Source organism: Microbacterium oxydans, from assembly GCF_000956525.1.
GTDB classification, from domain to species: domain Bacteria; phylum Actinomycetota; class Actinomycetes; order Actinomycetales; family Microbacteriaceae; genus Microbacterium; species Microbacterium oxydans_A.
Window position 1 is genome coordinate 1 of the sequence record NZ_JYIW01000026.1, and the last position, 17,130, is coordinate 17,130.

Annotated in this window: 16 protein-coding genes and 1 rRNA gene; all 17 read left to right on the forward strand. The window is 68.2% G+C overall.

Translation table 11 applies throughout. From position 1 onward, the window contains the following. A 5S ribosomal RNA gene (rrf, locus tag RS83_RS18360) occupies positions 1-86 on the forward strand; the annotation flags it as partial. A gap of 71 nt (positions 87-157) precedes the next feature. Then, positions 158-1,960, forward strand: a complete 1,803-nt coding sequence (locus RS83_RS19145) for a primosomal protein (protein WP_231587781.1) — start codon at positions 158-160, stop codon at positions 1,958-1,960. Then, positions 1,960-2,997, forward strand: coding sequence for an HAD-IIA family hydrolase (locus RS83_RS12550; protein ID WP_045279892.1), 1,038 nt, complete (start codon positions 1,960-1,962; stop codon positions 2,995-2,997). The genes RS83_RS19145 and RS83_RS12550 overlap by 1 nt, the downstream gene beginning before the upstream one ends. Before the next feature lie 60 nt (positions 2,998-3,057). Continuing rightward, entirely contained in the window at positions 3,058-3,234 is a 177-nt protein-coding gene (locus tag RS83_RS19000) for a hypothetical protein (RefSeq protein WP_197072131.1), read from the forward strand. Next, the gene (locus RS83_RS12555) at positions 3,231-4,028 is read left to right on the forward strand and encodes a TlyA family RNA methyltransferase (protein WP_045279893.1); all 798 of its coding nucleotides are present in this window, start codon (positions 3,231-3,233) and stop codon (positions 4,026-4,028) included. The genes RS83_RS19000 and RS83_RS12555 overlap by 4 nt, the downstream gene beginning before the upstream one ends. Then, the gene (locus RS83_RS12560; RefSeq protein WP_045279894.1) at positions 4,025-4,945 is read left to right on the forward strand and encodes an NAD kinase; all 921 of its coding nucleotides are present in this window, start codon (positions 4,025-4,027) and stop codon (positions 4,943-4,945) included. Before RS83_RS12555 ends, RS83_RS12560 begins: the two co-directional genes overlap by 4 nt. Next, positions 4,942-6,624 (forward strand): DNA repair protein RecN, encoded by a 1,683-nt coding sequence (gene recN, locus RS83_RS12565; RefSeq protein WP_045279895.1) that lies wholly within the window; start codon positions 4,942-4,944, stop codon positions 6,622-6,624. The genes RS83_RS12560 and recN overlap by 4 nt, the downstream gene beginning before the upstream one ends. A 26-nt stretch (positions 6,625-6,650) precedes the next feature. Beyond that, positions 6,651-8,366, forward strand: coding sequence for a CTP synthase (locus RS83_RS12570; protein WP_045279896.1), 1,716 nt, complete (start codon positions 6,651-6,653; stop codon positions 8,364-8,366). Next, on the forward strand, positions 8,359-8,946 hold the full coding sequence (locus RS83_RS12575; protein WP_045279897.1) for an NUDIX domain-containing protein: 588 nt from the start codon (positions 8,359-8,361) through the stop codon (positions 8,944-8,946). The genes RS83_RS12570 and RS83_RS12575 overlap by 8 nt, the downstream gene beginning before the upstream one ends. 3 nt (positions 8,947-8,949) lie before the next feature. Beyond that, positions 8,950-9,852: a site-specific tyrosine recombinase XerD gene (gene xerD, locus RS83_RS12580; RefSeq protein ID WP_045279898.1), complete on the forward strand. Its 903-nt coding sequence runs from the start codon at positions 8,950-8,952 to the stop codon at positions 9,850-9,852. 139 nt (positions 9,853-9,991) lie between these two features. Next, positions 9,992-11,008: a hypothetical protein gene (locus RS83_RS12585; RefSeq protein WP_045279899.1), complete on the forward strand. Its 1,017-nt coding sequence runs from the start codon at positions 9,992-9,994 to the stop codon at positions 11,006-11,008. Next, positions 11,008-12,582: a hypothetical protein gene (locus tag RS83_RS12590; RefSeq protein WP_197072152.1), complete on the forward strand. Its 1,575-nt coding sequence runs from the start codon at positions 11,008-11,010 to the stop codon at positions 12,580-12,582. Before RS83_RS12585 ends, RS83_RS12590 begins: the two co-directional genes overlap by 1 nt. Then, a complete protein-coding gene (locus RS83_RS12595) occupies positions 12,579-13,259 on the forward strand; it encodes an ABC transporter ATP-binding protein (RefSeq protein WP_045279900.1) in 681 nt (226 codons plus the stop codon). Before RS83_RS12590 ends, RS83_RS12595 begins: the two co-directional genes overlap by 4 nt. Further along, positions 13,256-14,638, forward strand: a complete 1,383-nt coding sequence (locus RS83_RS12600) for an ABC transporter permease (protein WP_231587782.1) — start codon at positions 13,256-13,258, stop codon at positions 14,636-14,638. The genes RS83_RS12595 and RS83_RS12600 overlap by 4 nt, the downstream gene beginning before the upstream one ends. Positions 14,639-14,833: 195 nt before the next feature. Next, entirely contained in the window at positions 14,834-15,667 is an 834-nt protein-coding gene (locus RS83_RS12605; RefSeq protein ID WP_045279901.1) for a ParA family protein, read from the forward strand. 28 nt (positions 15,668-15,695) lie between these two features. Beyond that, on the forward strand, positions 15,696-16,532 hold the full coding sequence (locus tag RS83_RS12610; protein WP_419760985.1) for a segregation and condensation protein A: 837 nt from the start codon (positions 15,696-15,698) through the stop codon (positions 16,530-16,532). Beyond that, a complete protein-coding gene (gene scpB, locus RS83_RS12615; protein WP_045279903.1) occupies positions 16,522-17,121 on the forward strand; it encodes an SMC-Scp complex subunit ScpB in 600 nt (199 codons plus the stop codon). Before RS83_RS12610 ends, scpB begins: the two co-directional genes overlap by 11 nt. The last annotated feature ends 9 nt before the right edge of the window (positions 17,122-17,130 follow it).

Consider the following 17,130-nt stretch of genomic DNA (forward strand, 5'->3'; position numbering starts at 1 on the left):
GTTACATTCCGAACCCGGAAGCTAAGCCTCACAGCGCCGATGGTACTGCAGGGGGGACCCTGTGGGAGAGTAGGACACCGCCGGACTCCTTTTAAGCAAATGGCCACCCATCGATGGGTGGCCATTTTGCGTTTACACGAAGAGAACAGGGAGCATCATGCCAGAAGAGGAAGAGCGCCGTCCGCGTCGCAACGACGACAACGGACCGCGCGGCAACCGCGCTTCTGGTGGGCGCCCCACCAACGGTCGCGACAACAACCGCGATTCCGCGCCCCGTCGTGAGGGTGGCGGCTATAGCCGCGACTCGGCTCCGCGTCGCGAAGGCGGTTACAACCGCGATAACAACCGTGATTCCGCTCCGCGTCGTGAGGGTGGCGGCTATAGCCGCGACTCTGCTCCGCGACGTGAGGGTGGCGGGTACAACCGCGATAACAACCGTGATTCCGCTCCGCGTCGTGAGGGTGGCGGCTATAGCCGCGACTCTGCTCCGCGTCGTGAGGGTGGCGGGTACAACCGCGATAACAACCGTGATTCCGCTCCGCGTCGTGAGGGCGGATACGACCGTGACTCGGCCCCTCGCCGTGAGGGTGGGTACAACCGTGACTCGGCTCCGCGCCGTGAGGGCGGCGGCTATAACCGCGACTCGGCCCCGCGCCGTGAGGGTGGCTACAACCGCGATAACAACCGCGATAACAACCGCGACTCGGCCCCTCGCCGTGAGGGCGGGTACAACCGTGACTCTGCCCCTCGCCGTGAGGGTGGCTACAACCGCGATAACAACCGCGACTCGGCCCCTCGCCGTGAGGGCGGGTACAACCGTGACTCTGCCCCTCGCCGTGAGGGTGGCTACAACCGCGATAACAACCGCGACTCGGCCCCTCGCCGTGAGGGCGGCGGGTACAACCGCGACTCCGCTCCTCGTCGCGAAGGCGGCTACAACCGCGATAACAACCGGAGCTCCGGTCCCGGCCGCGACGGCGGCTCGAGCCGCGATGGTGCACGCTCGTACCCGCAGCGCGGTGGATCGGGCCGAGAGCGTCCCGTCCAGGCGGCGGATGAGCGTCCCCGTCACAATGACCCCTTCGTTCCGGAGGACGTCACCCCGCAGGATCTCCACTCGTCGGCTCGCAATGAGCTGAAGACGCTGAGCAAGGAGAACGCGGAACAGGTCGCACGGCATCTGGCGATGGCATCTCGTCTCATCGATGAGGATCCCGCCCTCGCTCACGAGCACGCCCTCGCGGCATCTCGTCGTGCAGGCCGCATCGCGATCGTCCGGGAGACGCTGGGCATCACCGCCTACGCAACCGAGGACTTCGCGCTGGCACTGCGCGAGCTGCGCACGTTCCGTCGGATCTCCGGCAAGGACGACCAGATCGCGTTGATGGTCGACAGCGAGCGCGGTATCGGACGTCCCGACCGCGCGTTGGAGACCGGCCGCGCCGTCGATCGTTCGGCGCTTCCGACGCCGGTTCGCGTCGCCCTCGCGATTGCGATGTCGGGCGCCCGTCTCGACCAGGGTGACCTGGAGCTGGCGCTCGGCGAGCTCGAGATCCCCGAACTCGACCCCGATCGTGCATTCGAGTGGAGCCCGTCGCTCTTCGCCGCACGCGCGGCAGTTCTCGAGGACCTCGGACGCAACGAAGAAGCCGAGTTCTGGGCACATCGTGCCGAGGTCGCCGCCCAGGCGCTGGGTGTCGACGAAGCCGGCGATGAGGAGATCTTCATCGAGGACAGCATGATCGAGGGCGAGTTCCTCGACGCTGATGACGCTGATGACGCTGATGACGAGTCAGACGTCGATGCGTCCTCTGATCCCGAGTCCTCCGCCGACTCGCCCGCCGCCTCGGATTCCGACGCAGCAGCTCCCGTCGAGGACCAGACCGTCGAAGAGCAGTCCGTCGAGGACGAGGTTCGCGAGCTGCTCGGCGAGGACGACGAGGCAGGACAGGACGAGTAGTGGCGCTGTTCTCGCGGAAGCGCTCGTCAGCGACGCCGCTCGACGGCGTCGATACGGTGCTCGCTGACCTGGACGGCGTCGTGTACGCCGGCCCTGGTGCGCTGCCGTTCGCGGTGGCGAGCCTGAACCAGGCGGGGGAGTCCGCTCGGCTGGGGTACATCACCAACAATGCCTCGCGTACCGATGCATCCGTCGCCGAGCACCTGAGCGGCCTCGGCCTCTCGGTCGCGCCTGCTGACGTCGTCACGAGTCCCCAAGCCGCGATGCGTCTGCTCGCAGGCATCGTGCCCGCGCCGGCGACGATCCTCGTCGTCGGCGGGGATGGCCTGGTCGACGAGCTGCAGAAGGCCGGCTATACGGTCACGCGGAGTGCGGAGGATTCCCCCAGCGCTGTCGTGCAGGGCTTCGCGCCCGAGGTGGCCTGGACGGATCTCGCTGAGGCCGCGTTCGCGTTGAAGCTCCCCGAGGACGAGGGCGGCATCCCCTGGATCGCCACCAACACCGACTGGACGATCCCGCGGGAGCGCGGCGTCGCTCCGGGGAACGGCACGCTCGTGTCCGCAGTGCATACTGCGATCGGCCGATTGGCGACCGTGGCGGGCAAGCCGGAGGCTCCGATCTTCGAGGTCGCGCTCGCCCGCTTCGACGCGCACAAGGCACTGTTCATCGGTGATCGTCTCGACACCGACATCATGGGTGCGAGTCGGGTCGGTATCGACTCAGCGCTCGTGCTGACCGGGATCGATCGTCCCAAGCATGTGCTGGCAGCTCCAGAAGGCTCGCGTCCGACGTACATCCTGGCGGATCTGCGCGACCTGCACCGGCCGTACCCGGAGATCACCGAGAAGGACGGCGTCTTCTCCGTGAACGGCGCTGCGGTGCGTGTCACCGGCGCAGATGTGGAGATCGTCTCGGAATCCGGTGAGCAGATCGACCTGCTCCGCGCAGGGGCTGCTGCCATCTGGGCATCCGGGACTCCGGTCTTCGTGCTCCGTGTGCCCGAGCGTCTCTACGACGACCCGTTCCACCGACCCTGATCGCCCCGATCGCTCGCCGTGCCTCCGCCGCCTGTCGTGGGCGCCGCGTACAGTGGAACCGTGAGCGATGAGACGACGAGTGCGCCGACCGACGGCCTGTGGAGTCGCCTGCGCCTGATCGAAGGTCAGCCGCTGCCCGACCGTGCCGACGCCTATTCGGCATTGCATGACGAGCTGTCCCGCCGCCTCGACAGCGGCGCGAAGCTCGACCAGCGGGAGACCCCCGGTACCCGATGACGCGACTGGACGCCGCTCTCGCATCCCGTGGTCTCGCCCGCTCCCGCACGCACGCCGCGACACTCATCGCCGACGGGCTCGTCAGCGTCAACGGTCGCCCGATCGTCAAGGCATCCACCTCGGTGCCGGATGACGCCGAGGTCACCGTCGCCGCCACCGACCACTACGTCGGACGAGCTGCGCACAAGCTGATCGCCGCGCTCGATGGCTTCGCGCTCCCTGTCGAAGGACGGCTGGCACTCGACATGGGTGCGTCGACCGGCGGCTTCACGCAGGTGCTCCGGGAGCGCGGTGTGCGGCGCGTGCTGGCGGTCGATGTCGGGCACGGGCAGCTCGCCGCTTCGATCGCCGCCGACCCCGGCGTGGTCGCTGTCGAGGGCTACAACGTCCGCTACATGACTGCGGAGAACCTGGCCGCATCGACGGGGGAGCAGGCCGCGCCCGACCTCATCGTCGGCGACCTCGCGTTCATCTCGCTCGAACTCGTCCTCCCGGCAGTCGCGGCCGTCGCCGCACCGGAGTCCGACATCGTGCTGCTGGTGAAACCACAGTTCGAGGTGGGCCGCACCGCGGTGCGGGGCGGACTCGTGACCGACCCGGCGACGCGCGCGGACGCGGTTGCCCGCACGGTGTGGAGCGCATGGGACACCGGCCTCGGCATGCTCGGCATCCTTCCGTCCCCGATTCTCGGCACGCACGGGAATGCGGAGTATCTGGTGCATCTCGCGCCGGGCCGCGGCAGCAATCCGACAGAATGGTTGGACCGCATCAACGCATTGGCAGGAGGACGATGAACGAACGCTGCATCCTGGTCGTCGCTCATGCGCGCCGTGCCGAAACGGTCGAGGCTGCGCGTCGCGTCGTCGACGCGCTTCGCGACGCCGGGGCTCGTCCGGTGCTCGCGGCCGATGACCGCACGGAACTCTCCGCGGTCGACGGCGTCTTCGCTGACGTGGACGTGCTGGGTGAATCGGTCGGCATCGATGACCTGGAGCTCGCGATCGTCCTCGGCGGCGACGGCACGATCCTGCGCGCGGCTGAACTGGTCCGCGGCAGCGGTGCACCCGTCCTCGGGATCAACATGGGCCATGTCGGATTCCTCGCCGAGACCGAGAGCGATGACATGGACGACGCCGTGCGTCGGGTCATCGCGCGCGACTACGGCGTCGAAGAACGCATGGCCCTGTCCGTTCGGGTGAAGGATGTCGACGGTGCCGTCATCTACGAGACCTGGGCGCTGAACGAGGCGACGGTCGAGAAGGCCAGCCGCGAACGCATGATCGAGATCGTGCTCGAGGTCGACGGGCGCCCCCTGTCGAGCTTCGGCTGCGATGGCATGGTCATCTCGACGCCCACCGGATCGACCGCGTACAACTTCTCGGCAGGCGGGCCGGTGATCTGGCCATCGGTCGAGGCGATCGCTGTCGTGCCGCTCTCCGCCCATGCGCTGTTCGCGAAGCCGCTCGTGGTGAGTCCGGACGCCGCCGTCGCGATCGAGATGCTGGAGCGCACCGACGGTTCCGGCATCCTCTGGTGCGATGGCCGCCGCTCACACGAGCTCCCCCCTGGTGCGCGAGTGGTCGTCCGGCGATCCTCTCGGCCGGTGCGCCTCGCACGGCTGCACCCCAGCGCCTTCACCGACCGCCTGGTGCGCAAGTTCCAGTTGCCCGTCGAGGGCTGGCGTGGGCAGGAACCGGGGAAGCAGTCATGATCGAGGAGATGCGGATGCAGGGGCTCGGCGTGATCGCCGATGCCGTCCTGCCCCTCGGCCCAGGGTTCACCGCGATCACCGGTGAGACCGGTGCAGGAAAGACCATGGTCGTCACCGGTCTGGGACTGTTGCTCGGCCAGCGCGCCGACTCCGGCGCTGTGCGCGCCGGTTCGTCGCAGGCATCCGTCGCCGGAGTGTGGATCGTTCCGGAGGCCGGCGATGTGGCCGACATCGTCTCGGACGCCGGGGGAGAGCTCGAGCCTGCCGGTTCGGGCAACGCCGAACTCTACGTCTCGCGGACGTTGAGCGCTGAAGGGCGCAGCAGAGCGAGCGTCGGCGGGCGGGCGGCTCCGGCCGGAGTGCTCTCGGCTCTCGCCGAGGAGCTCGTGGTCGTCCACGGCCAGTCCGAGCAGCTGCGGCTGCGGTCGGCGGCTGCGCAGCGCGACGCGCTCGACCGCTTCGGCGGTGCGCCGATCGCTACGGCCTCGAGCGCCTATGCCGCATCGTTCGCGCAGTGGCGTGAGCTCGATGCCGAGATCGCCGAGATCACCGAGAACCGCGACCGTCGGGCCGAGGAGGCATCGCGACTGCGTGAGGCCCTCGCCTTGATCGAGGCGACCGCGCCCGAAGCCGGCGAGGACGAGGAGCTGAGCGACCGAGCAGAGCGACTCGCGAACTCCGAGGAACTGCGCCTCGCCGCATCGCTCGCGCACGGTGCCCTCTCGAACGAGGAGGGCGAGCCGGACGCGACGGTGCTCGTCGCCGAGGCGCGACGCGCACTCGAGCGCGCCGTAGACCCGAAGCTCGCCGAGATCGCGACGGTGGTCGCCGACATCGGCTACCGGATCGCGGATGCTGCAGGGCAGATCTCCGCCTACCTCGCCGACCTCGATGAGACCGGACCGCACGAACTCGCAGCGGTCGAGGAGCGCAGGGCGGCACTCGGTGTGCTGATCCGCGCCCATGGGTCGCTCGATGCGGCGCTCGAGGTCTGGCAGACCGGGTCAGTGCGACTCGCCGAACTCGATGACGACGGAGACCGGGTCGATCGGCTGATCGAGGAGCGCGACCGGGTACGCGCCGAGCTCGACGCGCATGCCGAGGCGCTGACCGCGGCGCGCACGGATGCGGCTGAGCGACTCGGTGCGGCCGTCAGCGAAGAGCTGCGTGCCCTGGCGATGCCCGATGCCCGACTGGTCGTGGCCGTCACGCAGGGTGCCGAGAGCACCCACGGACGCGACGACGTGTCGATCCTGCTCGCGCCGCATCCGGGGGCCGAGCCTCGGTCGGTCGCCAAGGGAGCATCCGGTGGGGAACTCTCTCGGGTGATGCTCGCGATCGAGGTCGTCATCGCCGGCACCGATCCGGTTCCGACCTTCGTGTTCGACGAGGTCGATGCCGGCATCGGCGGCGCAGCCGCGATCGAGGTCGGACGACGACTCGCCCGACTCGCAGAGAAGTCGCAAGTCATCGCCGTCACACATCTCGCGCAGGTGGCCGCGTTCGCCACCAACCACCTCTCCGTCGTGAAAGCCAATGATGGAGCGGTCACCGCCTCGAGCGTGCGTCGTCTCGAGGGTGCAGATCGGGAAGCCGAGATGGCCCGACTGCTGTCCGGATTGACTGATTCGGATGCCGCACTCACCCATGCCCGAGAACTTCTCAGCCTCGGGGTCTGACCGAACTGTTAGGATTGAAGCCCGTGATGAACTCTTCTTCTGCGGGACCTGAAAACGACACGAACCAGCGCTCTTTCACCACGAAGCACATCTTCGTGACTGGTGGTGTCGTTTCGTCTTTGGGTAAGGGGCTCACCGCCGCCAGCCTGGGAAATCTGCTCACCGCCCGCGGTCTTCGCGTCGTGATGCAGAAGCTCGATCCGTATCTGAACGTCGATCCGGGCACCATGAACCCGTTCCAGCACGGCGAGGTCTTCGTCACGGACGACGGCGCCGAGACCGACCTCGACATCGGCCACTACGAGCGCTTCCTCGACATCAACCTGTCCGAGGCCGCCAACGTCACGACCGGTCAGATCTACTCGCAGGTCATCGCGCGCGAGCGCCGTGGCGAGTACCTCGGCGACACCGTGCAGGTCATCCCGCACATCACCGACGAGATCAAGCGCCGGATGCGCCTGCAGGCCTCGGAGGAGCCTCGCCCCGACGTGATCATCACCGAGGTCGGCGGCACGGTCGGCGACATCGAGTCCCAGCCGTTCCTCGAATCCGCTCGCCAGCTCCGCCATGAGCTCGGCCGCGACAGCGTGTTCTTCGTGCACGTCTCGCTCGTCCCGTTCATGGGTGCGTCCGGTGAGCAGAAGACCAAGCCGACGCAGCACTCCGTCGCAGCTCTCCGCCAGGTCGGCATCCAGCCGGACGCACTCGTGCTGCGCAGCGACCGTCCGGTGAGCGAGAGCAACCGGAACAAGATCGCGCTCATGTGCGACGTCGATGTCGAGGGCGTCATCAACACCGTCGACCTGCCGAGCATCTACGACATCCCGTCGACGCTCAACGATCAGGGGCTGGACTCGTACATCGTGCGCCGCCTCGGACTGGACCAGAAGGCTGCGCCCGAGGTCGACTGGACCCGCTGGAGCAAGGTACTGCACGCCGTGCACAACCCCAAGCATGAGGTCACGATCGGCCTGGTCGGCAAGTACATCGACCTGCCGGACGCCTACCTCTCGGTCACCGAGGCGCTCAAGGCCGGCGGCTTCGCCCAGGAGACCAAGGTCAACATCCGCTGGATCCCGTCGGATCGGTGCGAGACGCCTGAGGGCGCTCAGGAGCAGCTCGCGGAGCTCGACGGCATCTGCGTGCCCGGCGGCTTCGGCATCCGTGGCATCGAGGGCAAGCTCGGCGCGCTGAAGTTCGCCCGTGAGCAGGGCATCCCGACGCTCGGTCTGTGCCTCGGCCTGCAGTGCATGGTCATCGAGTATGCCCGCGACGTGGCCGGCATCGTCGGCGCGTCGTCGAGCGAGTTCGACCCGGACACCGCTGAGCCGGTCATCGCCACGATGGCCGAGCAGATCGAGATCCTCGATGGTGGAGACCTCGGCGGCACGATGCGTCTCGGCCTGTACCAGGCGGCGCTCGCAGAGGGCTCGATCGCGCGTGAGCTGTATGGCGCGCCCGAGGCATCCGAGCGTCACCGCCACCGCTATGAGGTCAACAACGCCTACCGTGACCGCCTCGCAGCCGCTGGTCTGGTGTTCTCGGGACTGAACCCCGAGCTCGACCTGGTCGAGTACGTCGAGCTGCCGCGCGACGTACACCCGTACTACATCGCCACGCAGGCGCACCCGGAGCTGCGTTCGCGCCCGACCGATCCGCACCCGCTGTTCCGCGGACTCATCGGCGCCGCCATCGCTCGTCACCGCTCGAGCGAGCTGTTCGACGTCAGCGCAGATGCCTGAGTCCGGTTCCGGCGAGCAGCCTCGCGACGAGCCGTTCCGGCCGGATGTCCTCCGCAGCGACCTCGTCTACGAGGGAGCAGTGTGGGACGTCCGTGACGACCTGGTGCGATACGGCGACGGACAGATCCGTCGCCAGTACGTCGCGCACACCGGCGCCGTCGCGATCGTCGCGCTCGATGACGACGGCCGTGTGCTGCTGATCCAGCAGTACCGGCATCCGATCCGTCATCGCGATTGGGAGCTGCCCGCCGGGCTCCTCGATATTCCGGGGGAGCCACCGCTCGAAGCTGCTCGTCGCGAGCTCGCGGAAGAGGCAGACCTCATCGCCGAGCACTGGGAGCCGCTGGTCTCCTCCTGGACGACTCCGGGCGGCAACGACGAGATCATCCACCTGTTCCTCGCGACCGGTATCACTCCTGCTCCTGCGGCACACGCTCGCGAGGATGAAGAGGCTGACATCCGCGTCGAGTGGGTTCCGCTCGAGGAGGCGGTCGAGGCGGTGCTCGCCGGACGCATGCGCAACGGCATCCTGAGCATCGGAGTGCTCGCGACCTCGCTGAGGCAGCGCGACCGGAGCTAGAGGATGCAGCTCGAACGCGCGCTCGATGCCTATCTGCGTCACGTCACGATCGAGCGCGGATTGAGCGTCCACACGGTCTCGGCGTATCGCCGCGATCTTGCGGGCTACCTCGAGTGGCTGCAGGCGGAGGGGCTCACCGATTCCTCGGAGGTGACGCCGGTCGTGATCGGGCGGTTCATCGCCGAGCGTGCTGGATCGGTCCCGCCACCCGCTGCGACGAGCCTCGCGAGGCTGCAGTCGTCGGTGCGCGGCTGGCACCGGTTCCTCGTGCGCGAGGGCATCGAGGCCGACGATCCGAGCGGCCGACTGCGACCGCCCAAGGCTCCGCAGCGTCTGCCGAAGGCACTCACCATCGATCAGGTCGAGCGACTGCTCGCCGCCCCGTCTGCGGAGGAACCGGCCGGCATCCGTGATCGGGCACTGCTCGAACTCCTGTACGCGACGGGTGCACGCGTGTCCGAAGCCGTCGGGCTCGACGTCGACGACCTGGCGCACGGCGACGTGCTGCGCCTGCGCGGCAAAGGGTCGAAGGAGCGCATCGTGCCGATCGGCTCGTATGCACGCGCCGCCGTCGATGCGTACCTGACCAGGGTGCGGCCGCAGCTTGCGGCGAACGGGCGAGCGTCCGCCCGTCTGTTCTTGGGGTTGCGCGGAGCGCCGCTTTCCCGTCAGAGCGCCTGGCTGGTGATCCGTTCGGCGGCCGAACGGGCGCAGATCACGACGGAGGTCTCGCCGCACACGCTGCGTCATTCGTTCGCCACGCACCTGCTGCAGGGAGGTGCGGATGTGCGCGTCGTGCAGGAGCTTCTCGGGCATGCATCGGTCGCGACGACCCAGATCTACACCCATGTCTCGGTCGATACGCTGCGTGATATCTACGCGACCTCGCACCCTCGCGCGCGCTGATTCGGAGTGCTGACTACAGGTTCTCGGACCGATTCCGCCGAATTCAGTGAGGTCATCCTTTCGGGGGACGCGCGCTCGCGCTGTGAGTCCCTACTGTGAGAACTTCCGACTGCAATCGGTCGTACGAAGGAGTCCTCACATGCGTTCCACCGGTCCTCTTGCCGCGCTCGCGGCGACCGCAATGGTGTTCGTCCTCGCCGGATGCACCGGCACCCCCGGCGATGATGGCCTCACATACGAGGACTCGCCGCTGAACAAGTACGTGGCTGCCGCGTGGGGCGGCGATCTGTCTCCCGAGGAGCAGCAGAAGCAGTCGGAGGAGAACCAGCGCAAGGTCGAAGAGCTCGTCGCCGAGTGCATGGCGGACGAGGGGTTCGAGTACACCCCGAACACGGACAACGGCGGGATGTTCGCCAGCGCCGACGGCGACTGGGAGCCGGAGAAGCGCGAGTGGGTCGAGAAGTACGGCTACGGCATGGTGAACAGTCCCTTCAACGAGCGCCAGGAGGAGGAGCCGGCTGAGGAGTACGTCGACCCGAACCAGGACTACGTGCAGACGCTGTCCGAGACCGAGCAGACCGCCTTCTACGAGACGCTCTACGGCGCCAGCCCGGATGAGGACGAGCTCAATGAGGACGGCAGCTACGAGTACCGCTGGGAGGACGGCGGTTGCCAGGGATGGGCACAGCACGAGATCGACGGCGACGACGTCTGGCAGAGCGACGAGTTCTCCGAGATCCGCACGAAGATGGAGGAGTTCTGGACCACGACGCAGGAGGCGCCTGAACTCGCGGATCTGAACGCAGAGTGGGCCAAGTGCATGGCGGACGGCGGCGAGCCGGGCTTCACGAAGCAGGCGGACGCGTCCCAGTCGATCGTCGACGAGCAGAACGCCCTGTACGACGCCGCGTACGGTGACGGGTCGGAGCCGGTCGACACCGAGTCCCCGGAGTTCGTCGAGCCGAGCGACAGCCCGGAGATGAAGAAGCTGGGCGAGCGGGAGATCGAGCTCGCGCTCGTCGACCTGGACTGCCGGAAGAAGACCTCGTACATGGAGGAGTCGCTGAAGATCCAGTTCGCGCTCGAGGAGAAGTTCATCGCCGAGAACAAGGCGGAGCTCGACGCGTTCAAGGCCGCTGCCGAGCAGAGCAAGTGATGCGGGAGGACGAGACCCCCACCACACAGCTGCCGGCTGATCTGCTCGAGGGGCAGGACGACGTCGACGCGCCCGAGGCTGACGCTGAGGTCGATACATCTCACGTGAGCGGATGGCGGCGCGTGCTGCGCGGCAATCGCACACTGTGGATCGTGGCGCTCGGCGCCGTGATCTGCCTGATCGCGGGACTGCTCATCGGCCGGTTCCTGATCTCGCCCGACGCCTCGAGCGCCGACGCCCCGGACCCCGGACTGGTCACGGTGCCGGTGGAGTTCGGGCCGCTGAGCAACGATGTGACGCTCAGGGCCGACGTCGGCTACGCGGATGCCGTCGAGGTCAAGCTCGACACGTCGGCGATCGCCGGTGCGGCGGTCGTGACGGGGCAGGTGCCCGAGGTCGGTGCGACGTTGAACCCGCTCTCCGTGGCGCTCGAGGTCGTCGGACGCCCGGTGATCGTGCTCCCCGGTGAACTGCCGGCGTATCGGACGCTTCGCTTCGGTGTGTCCGGTCCGGACGTCATCCAGCTCAAGCAGGCGCTCGCCGGTCTCGGCATCGATGTCGGCGACGTGAACTCGAACGTCTTCGACCAGGCCACGGCGAACGGCGTCGGCCAGCTCTACGCGCAGGTCGGCTATCCGGCGCCGTCTCCCGAGGAGGGAGCCTCCGAAGCCGTTCGGGGTGCCGAGGAGAGCGTGCGATCCGCGCAGAGCGGTGTGGCACAGGCCCAGCAGGCGCTGAACACCGCTGGTGCGGGCCCGAGCAAGGTGGACAGCTGGCAGGCTGACGTGAAGGTCGCCCAGGCAGAGCAGGCACTCGCCGCGGCGAAGGCATCCGGGGAAGGCGTGCAGCAAGCCGAGTGGGAGCTCCAGACCGCCCGACTCGAGCGCGACCAGCTCTGGGCCGCGAAGGACACCGGAGCCGAGCGCGCGGCATTGGATGCGGCGCGCGCACAGGTCACGTCGGCCAATCAGGCGCTCGAGGAAGCGCGTCGGAACGTGCTCCCGTACCTCCCGTCGAGCGAGGTGCTGTATCTCACCGAGCTCCCACGGCGAGTGGATGCGGTCAGTGTGGAGCGAGGCACCGTCCTGTCCGGGTCTGCGATGACAGTCTCGGGTGCGACGGTCCGGCTCACCGGTGCGGCTGCCGAAGCGGATGCCCGTCTGCTCCAGGTCGGCGCCGAGGCGACCTTCGACCTCGCGGACGGCACCGAGCATCGCGCCGTGATCTCCGAGCTCAAGCCCGGCAAGGACAACAAGGCGCGCTGGGAGGTGCTCCTGGAGCCGGATCCGCTCACGCCGGAGCAGATCACGCAGCTGCAGGGCAACAACGTGCGCGTGCGCATCGCGGTCGGCGCGACGGAGGGCGATGTGCTCTCGGTGCCGCTCGCTGCCCTCACTGCCGGGCCCGGAGGCGAATCCCGGATCGAGGTCGTCGAATCCGATCCGCGTGACGGCAAGGATGCGAAGACGCGCATCGTCGTCGTCGAGACGGGACTCGCGGCGAAGGGCGCCGTCGAGGTGACACCGGTGGAAGAGGAGCTCGATGAGGGCGATCTCGTGGTGGTGGGCCGGTGACGCCGGTCGCACCGCTCGTCGAGCTCCGTGACGTCACGAGGTCGTTCCCCGGTCCGCCCGAGGTGCAGGCGCTGAAGGCCGCGACGTTGAGCGTCGCGCCGGGAGACTACATCTCGATCGTCGGACCGAGCGGTTCGGGCAAGTCGACGATGCTCAACCTGCTCGGTCTGCTCGATCGTCCGAGCGTGGGGGAGTACCGGCTCGCAGGCGCCCTCACCGGCGATCTCTCCGATGATGAACGCGCCGCAGTGCGGGCGCGGTTCATCGGCTTCGTGTTCCAGTCCTTCCACCTGCTGCCGCGGCGCACGGTGCTCGACAACGTGCTGCTGCCCATGCTGTACAGCGGCGTGCCGCGACGCGAACGCGAATCCCGGGCGAGGGAGGCGCTCGCGCGCGTCGGCCTCGCGCACCGCATCGACTTCTTCCCGAACTCGCTCTCCGGTGGCGAGCGTCAGCGGGTCGCCGTCGCGCGCGCCGTCGTGAGCGGCCCGCAACTGCTGCTCGCCGACGAGCCGACCGGCAACCTCGATCAGCGCACCTCCGGCGAGGTCATGGAGCTGTTCGAGGAGCTGAACGACGACGGGCTGACCCTCATCGTGATCACGCACGACGACGCCGTGGCGCAGCGCGCGCGGCGCAGCATCCGCATCACCGACGGCAGATTGAGCGAACTGTGAACCTCATTCCCTGGCGTCGGAAGACGTCGAAGACCGCGGTCGAGGCTGCGATGCCTGACGACGATGACGCCGCTACGGGTGACGCGACCACGACACCTGATGAGGAAGCGGAGTCGGCGCTCAATCCGGCGACGGCGCTGCTGCCTGCCGTGAAGCACGCCGATCGGTTCACGTTCCAGGACCTCGTCGCCGAGGCCACCGCCGACATCGGCTCCCGCCCCGCGCGCCTGGTCATGACCATCCTCGGCACCGTGCTCGGGATCGCTTCGCTGGTCGCCACCCTCGGGTTCGCGCAGACCGCTGCGGCGCAGATCGCTCGGCAGTTCGACGGCGTGGCTGCCACACAGGTGGTCGTCACGGCGGCGAAGGCACAGTCGGGGAAGCAGAACACGACAGTCGCGGCAGGGCGCCTCCCGTGGGATTCGCCGGAGCGGGTGAAGATGCTCGCCGGCGTCGACAGCGCTGCGCTCATCGGCGAGGTCGAGCTCGCGGAGGGCGAGACGATCACAGCGGTGCCGGTGAACGATCCCTCTGCCCCGATCGCGGCATCCCCTCGCCTGTTCGCGACGACCCAGGATCTCCTCGACGCTGTCGACGGAGCACTCGTCACCGGTCGTTTCTTCGACGACGGACACGATGCGCGCGCAGACCGCGTGGCAGTGCTGGGCGAGCGCGCCGCCGAGCGGATGGGCATCAATCGCATCGACTCGCAGCCGTCCGTGTTCATCGCCGGCGTGGCATATGCCGTGATCGGCATCGTCGACGGCATGGACCGACGCTCGGAACTGGTGGACTCGGTGATCATCCCGCAGGGTGCTGCGCGTGCGGACTTCGGCCTCGACGCGCCATCGGAGCTGGCGATCCACATCGCCGTCGGCGCGGGCCCCCAGGTGGCCGAGCAGTCGGTGATCGCGCTGCAACCGGATGATCCGGAATCGCTCGAGGCTCGCGCGCCGGCATCCTCCTCCGACCTCAGCCAGAACGTGCAGGCCGATGTGAACGTCGTGTTCCTGATCCTCGGTGTGATCGCGCTGCTCGCCGGTGGGCTGGGCATCGCGAACGTGACGCTGCTGTCGGTGATGGAGCGCATCGGCGAGATCGGCCTTCGTCGAGCGCTCGGTGCCACTCGGCGTCAGATCGGCTCGCAGTTCATGATCGAGTCCATCGTGATCGGGTTCATCGGCGGCATCATCGGCGCCGCGGTCGGTGTGGTCGCTGTGATCGTGGTGGCGGCAGTGCAAGGGTGGGCACCGGTGACGGATCCGCTCGTCGCGATCGCAGGAGCGGTGCTCGGTGCGGTGGTCGGCTGGGCCTCCGGGTGGTATCCGGCACGTCGTGCGGCGCGCATCGAACCCGTGGCGGCGCTGCGCGGGGCCTGATCGCTGACGTCGAGATCGAGGGGGCGGGCGGTCCGCTCGGCCGGTGCTGACGGATGCTCCGCGGCAGCACGCCGCGCGCCGGGGCACCGAGCAAGGGGCTGGCCGCTACAATCGATCAAGCACGAGGGAGCAGGAGAATCGGTGGCTGAAAGAGCGAAGTCCAGGGCGAAGGCACAGAAAGCCGACGACATTCCCATGGGACCCACCGGCCGCCCGTATCACGGGTTCGCGACTCCAGAGCCGCTGAAATCCCACGGTCCCGCACGGATCATCGCCCTCTGCAACCAGAAGGGCGGCGTCGGCAAGACGACGACCACGATCAACCTCGCCGCCGCGCTCGCGGAGTACGGCCGGAAGGTGCTGGCAGTCGACTTCGACCCGCAGGGTGCGCTGTCGGCAGGACTCGGGATCCAGACGCACGACGTGCCGACGATCTACGACCTGCTGCTCGACACCAAGCGAGACGCGCACGACGCGATCGTGCAGTCGGGTGTCGAGGGCCTCGACGTGATGCCCGCGAACATCGACCTCTCCGCCGCTGAGGTGCACCTCGTCAACGAGGTCGCTCGCGAGACGATCCTCGCCCGTGTCCTGCGCCAGGTCACCGGGGAGTACGACGTCATCCTGATCGACTGCCAGCCGTCGCTCGGTCTGCTCACGGTGAACGCGCTGACTGCGGCGCACGGTGTGATCATTCCGCTCGAGTGCGAGTTCTTCGCCCTGCGCGGCGTGGCTCTGCTGATCGAGACGATCGACAAGGTTCGCGACCGACTCAACCCGTCGATCACGATGGACGGCCTGCTCGCCACGATGTACGACCCGCGCACCCTGCACTCGCGCGAGGTCCTCGAGCGTGTCGTCGAGGCATTCGGCGACGATGTGCTGGAGACCGTGATCGGTCGTACCGTGAAGTTCCCCGACGCGTCGGTCTCGGGCGTGCCCATCACCGAGTTCGCGCCGGAGCACGCCGCCGCGCAGGCGTACCTGCGGCTGGCGCGGGAGCTGGTCGCCCGTGGCGCCGTCGCCTGACGAGATACCCGCTGACGCGTCCTCCGACGTGACCTCTGTCGTCGCGCCATCGAGCGATGCCGCGCCGACCCTCGAGACGGAGGAGCACCGCTTCCGCGTCTCCCTGTCGAACTTCGACGGCCCGTTCGACCTGCTGCTGAATCTCATCTCCAAGCACGAGATGGACATCACCGAGGTCTCGCTGAGTGCTGTCACCAACGAGTTCATCGCGTATCTGAAGGAACTCGACGACGACGAGGAGCTCGACCAGGCGTCGGAGTTCCTGGTGGTCGCTGCCACGCTGCTCGACATGAAGGTGGCCGGCCTGCTGCCCCAGGGCGAGCTCGTGGATGCTGAGGCGGTTGCGCTGCTGGAAGCCCGTGACCTGCTGTTCGCGCGGCTGCTGCAATACCGCGCGTTCAAGGAGGTGTCGGCCTGGTTCGCCCGGTGCCTGCAGCGAGAGGACCGCCGGCACGTACGCGCGGTGCGGCTGGACGAGAAGCACCGTCGCAAGACACCGGAACTGGTGTGGTCGCTCACGCCCGATGATTTCGCCGCCCTCGCACTGCTGGCGTTCGCGCCGAAGGAGATCCCGCACGTCGGCCTCGACCATCTGCACGCGCCGCTCGTCAGCATCCGTGAACAGGCGGCGATCGTCGTGACCCTGCTGCGCGGCACCGAGTCGCTGAGCTTCCGCGAGCTCGTCGCCGGCGTCAGGGAGCCGGGTATCGTCGTCGCGCGCTTCATCTCAGTGCTCGAGCTGTACCGCCACGCGGCGCTCTCCTTCGAGCAACTGGAACCGCTCGGCGAGCTGACGCTCCGCTGGGCAGCCGACTCCTGGTCGGACGAGACACTGGCGACGCTGGGAGCCGATTATGACCGATGACACCGCCGCTGCCCCTGATGAGGTCGTGCGCGACACCCCGCTCGCGGAGCGCGTCGAAGCGATCCTGCTGATCATCGACGAGCCGATCGGGCTCATCGCCCTCGCTGCGGCGGTCGGCGCGCCCGTGCCTGCTGTCAGGCAGACCGTCGAGACGCTCGTCGACGACTATGACGGGAACGGGCACGGTCCGCGGCGCGGCTTCGAGCTCCGCGAGGTCGGCGGTGGCTGGCGTCTGTACGTGCGCGACGACCATGACGACCTGGTCGCGGAGTTCGTCGGCGGGCAGGCACCGGCGCGCCTCTCGCAGGCCGCCCTCGAGACACTCGCCGTCATCGCATACAAGCAGCCGGTGACGCGAAGCCAGGTCGCATCGATCCGCGCCGTGAATGTCGACTCGGTCGTGCGGACGCTGCTCGCCCGCGGCCTGATCACCGAGCTCTTCGCCGACTCGGAGACCGGTGCGATCAACTACGGCACGACCGATGCGCTCCTGCAGCACCTCGGCATCAACTCGCTCGACGATCTGCCGCCGATCTCGCCGCTGCTCGACGACGGCGCAGACGGCTTCGACGAGCCCACCATCCGATGAACCACGATC

Coding starts and splice junctions, on each gene's coding strand:
- RS83_RS19145 (WP_231587781.1), top strand. CDS start 158: ATGCCAGAAGAGGAAGAGCGCCGTCCGCGTCGCAACGACGACAACGGA.
- RS83_RS12555 (WP_045279893.1), top strand. CDS start 3,231: ATGACGCGACTGGACGCCGCTCTCGCATCCCGTGGTCTCGCCCGCTCC.
- RS83_RS12560 (WP_045279894.1), top strand. CDS start 4,025: ATGAACGAACGCTGCATCCTGGTCGTCGCTCATGCGCGCCGTGCCGAA.
- recN (WP_045279895.1), top strand. CDS start 4,942: ATGATCGAGGAGATGCGGATGCAGGGGCTCGGCGTGATCGCCGATGCC.
- RS83_RS12570 (WP_045279896.1), top strand. CDS start 6,651: ATGAACTCTTCTTCTGCGGGACCTGAAAACGACACGAACCAGCGCTCT.
- RS83_RS12575 (WP_045279897.1), top strand. CDS start 8,359: ATGCCTGAGTCCGGTTCCGGCGAGCAGCCTCGCGACGAGCCGTTCCGG.
- xerD (WP_045279898.1), top strand. CDS start 8,950: ATGCAGCTCGAACGCGCGCTCGATGCCTATCTGCGTCACGTCACGATC.
- RS83_RS12585 (WP_045279899.1), top strand. CDS start 9,992: ATGCGTTCCACCGGTCCTCTTGCCGCGCTCGCGGCGACCGCAATGGTG.
- RS83_RS12590 (WP_197072152.1), top strand. CDS start 11,008: ATGCGGGAGGACGAGACCCCCACCACACAGCTGCCGGCTGATCTGCTC.
- RS83_RS12605 (WP_045279901.1), top strand. CDS start 14,834: ATGGGACCCACCGGCCGCCCGTATCACGGGTTCGCGACTCCAGAGCCG.
- scpB (WP_045279903.1), top strand. CDS start 16,522: ATGACCGATGACACCGCCGCTGCCCCTGATGAGGTCGTGCGCGACACC.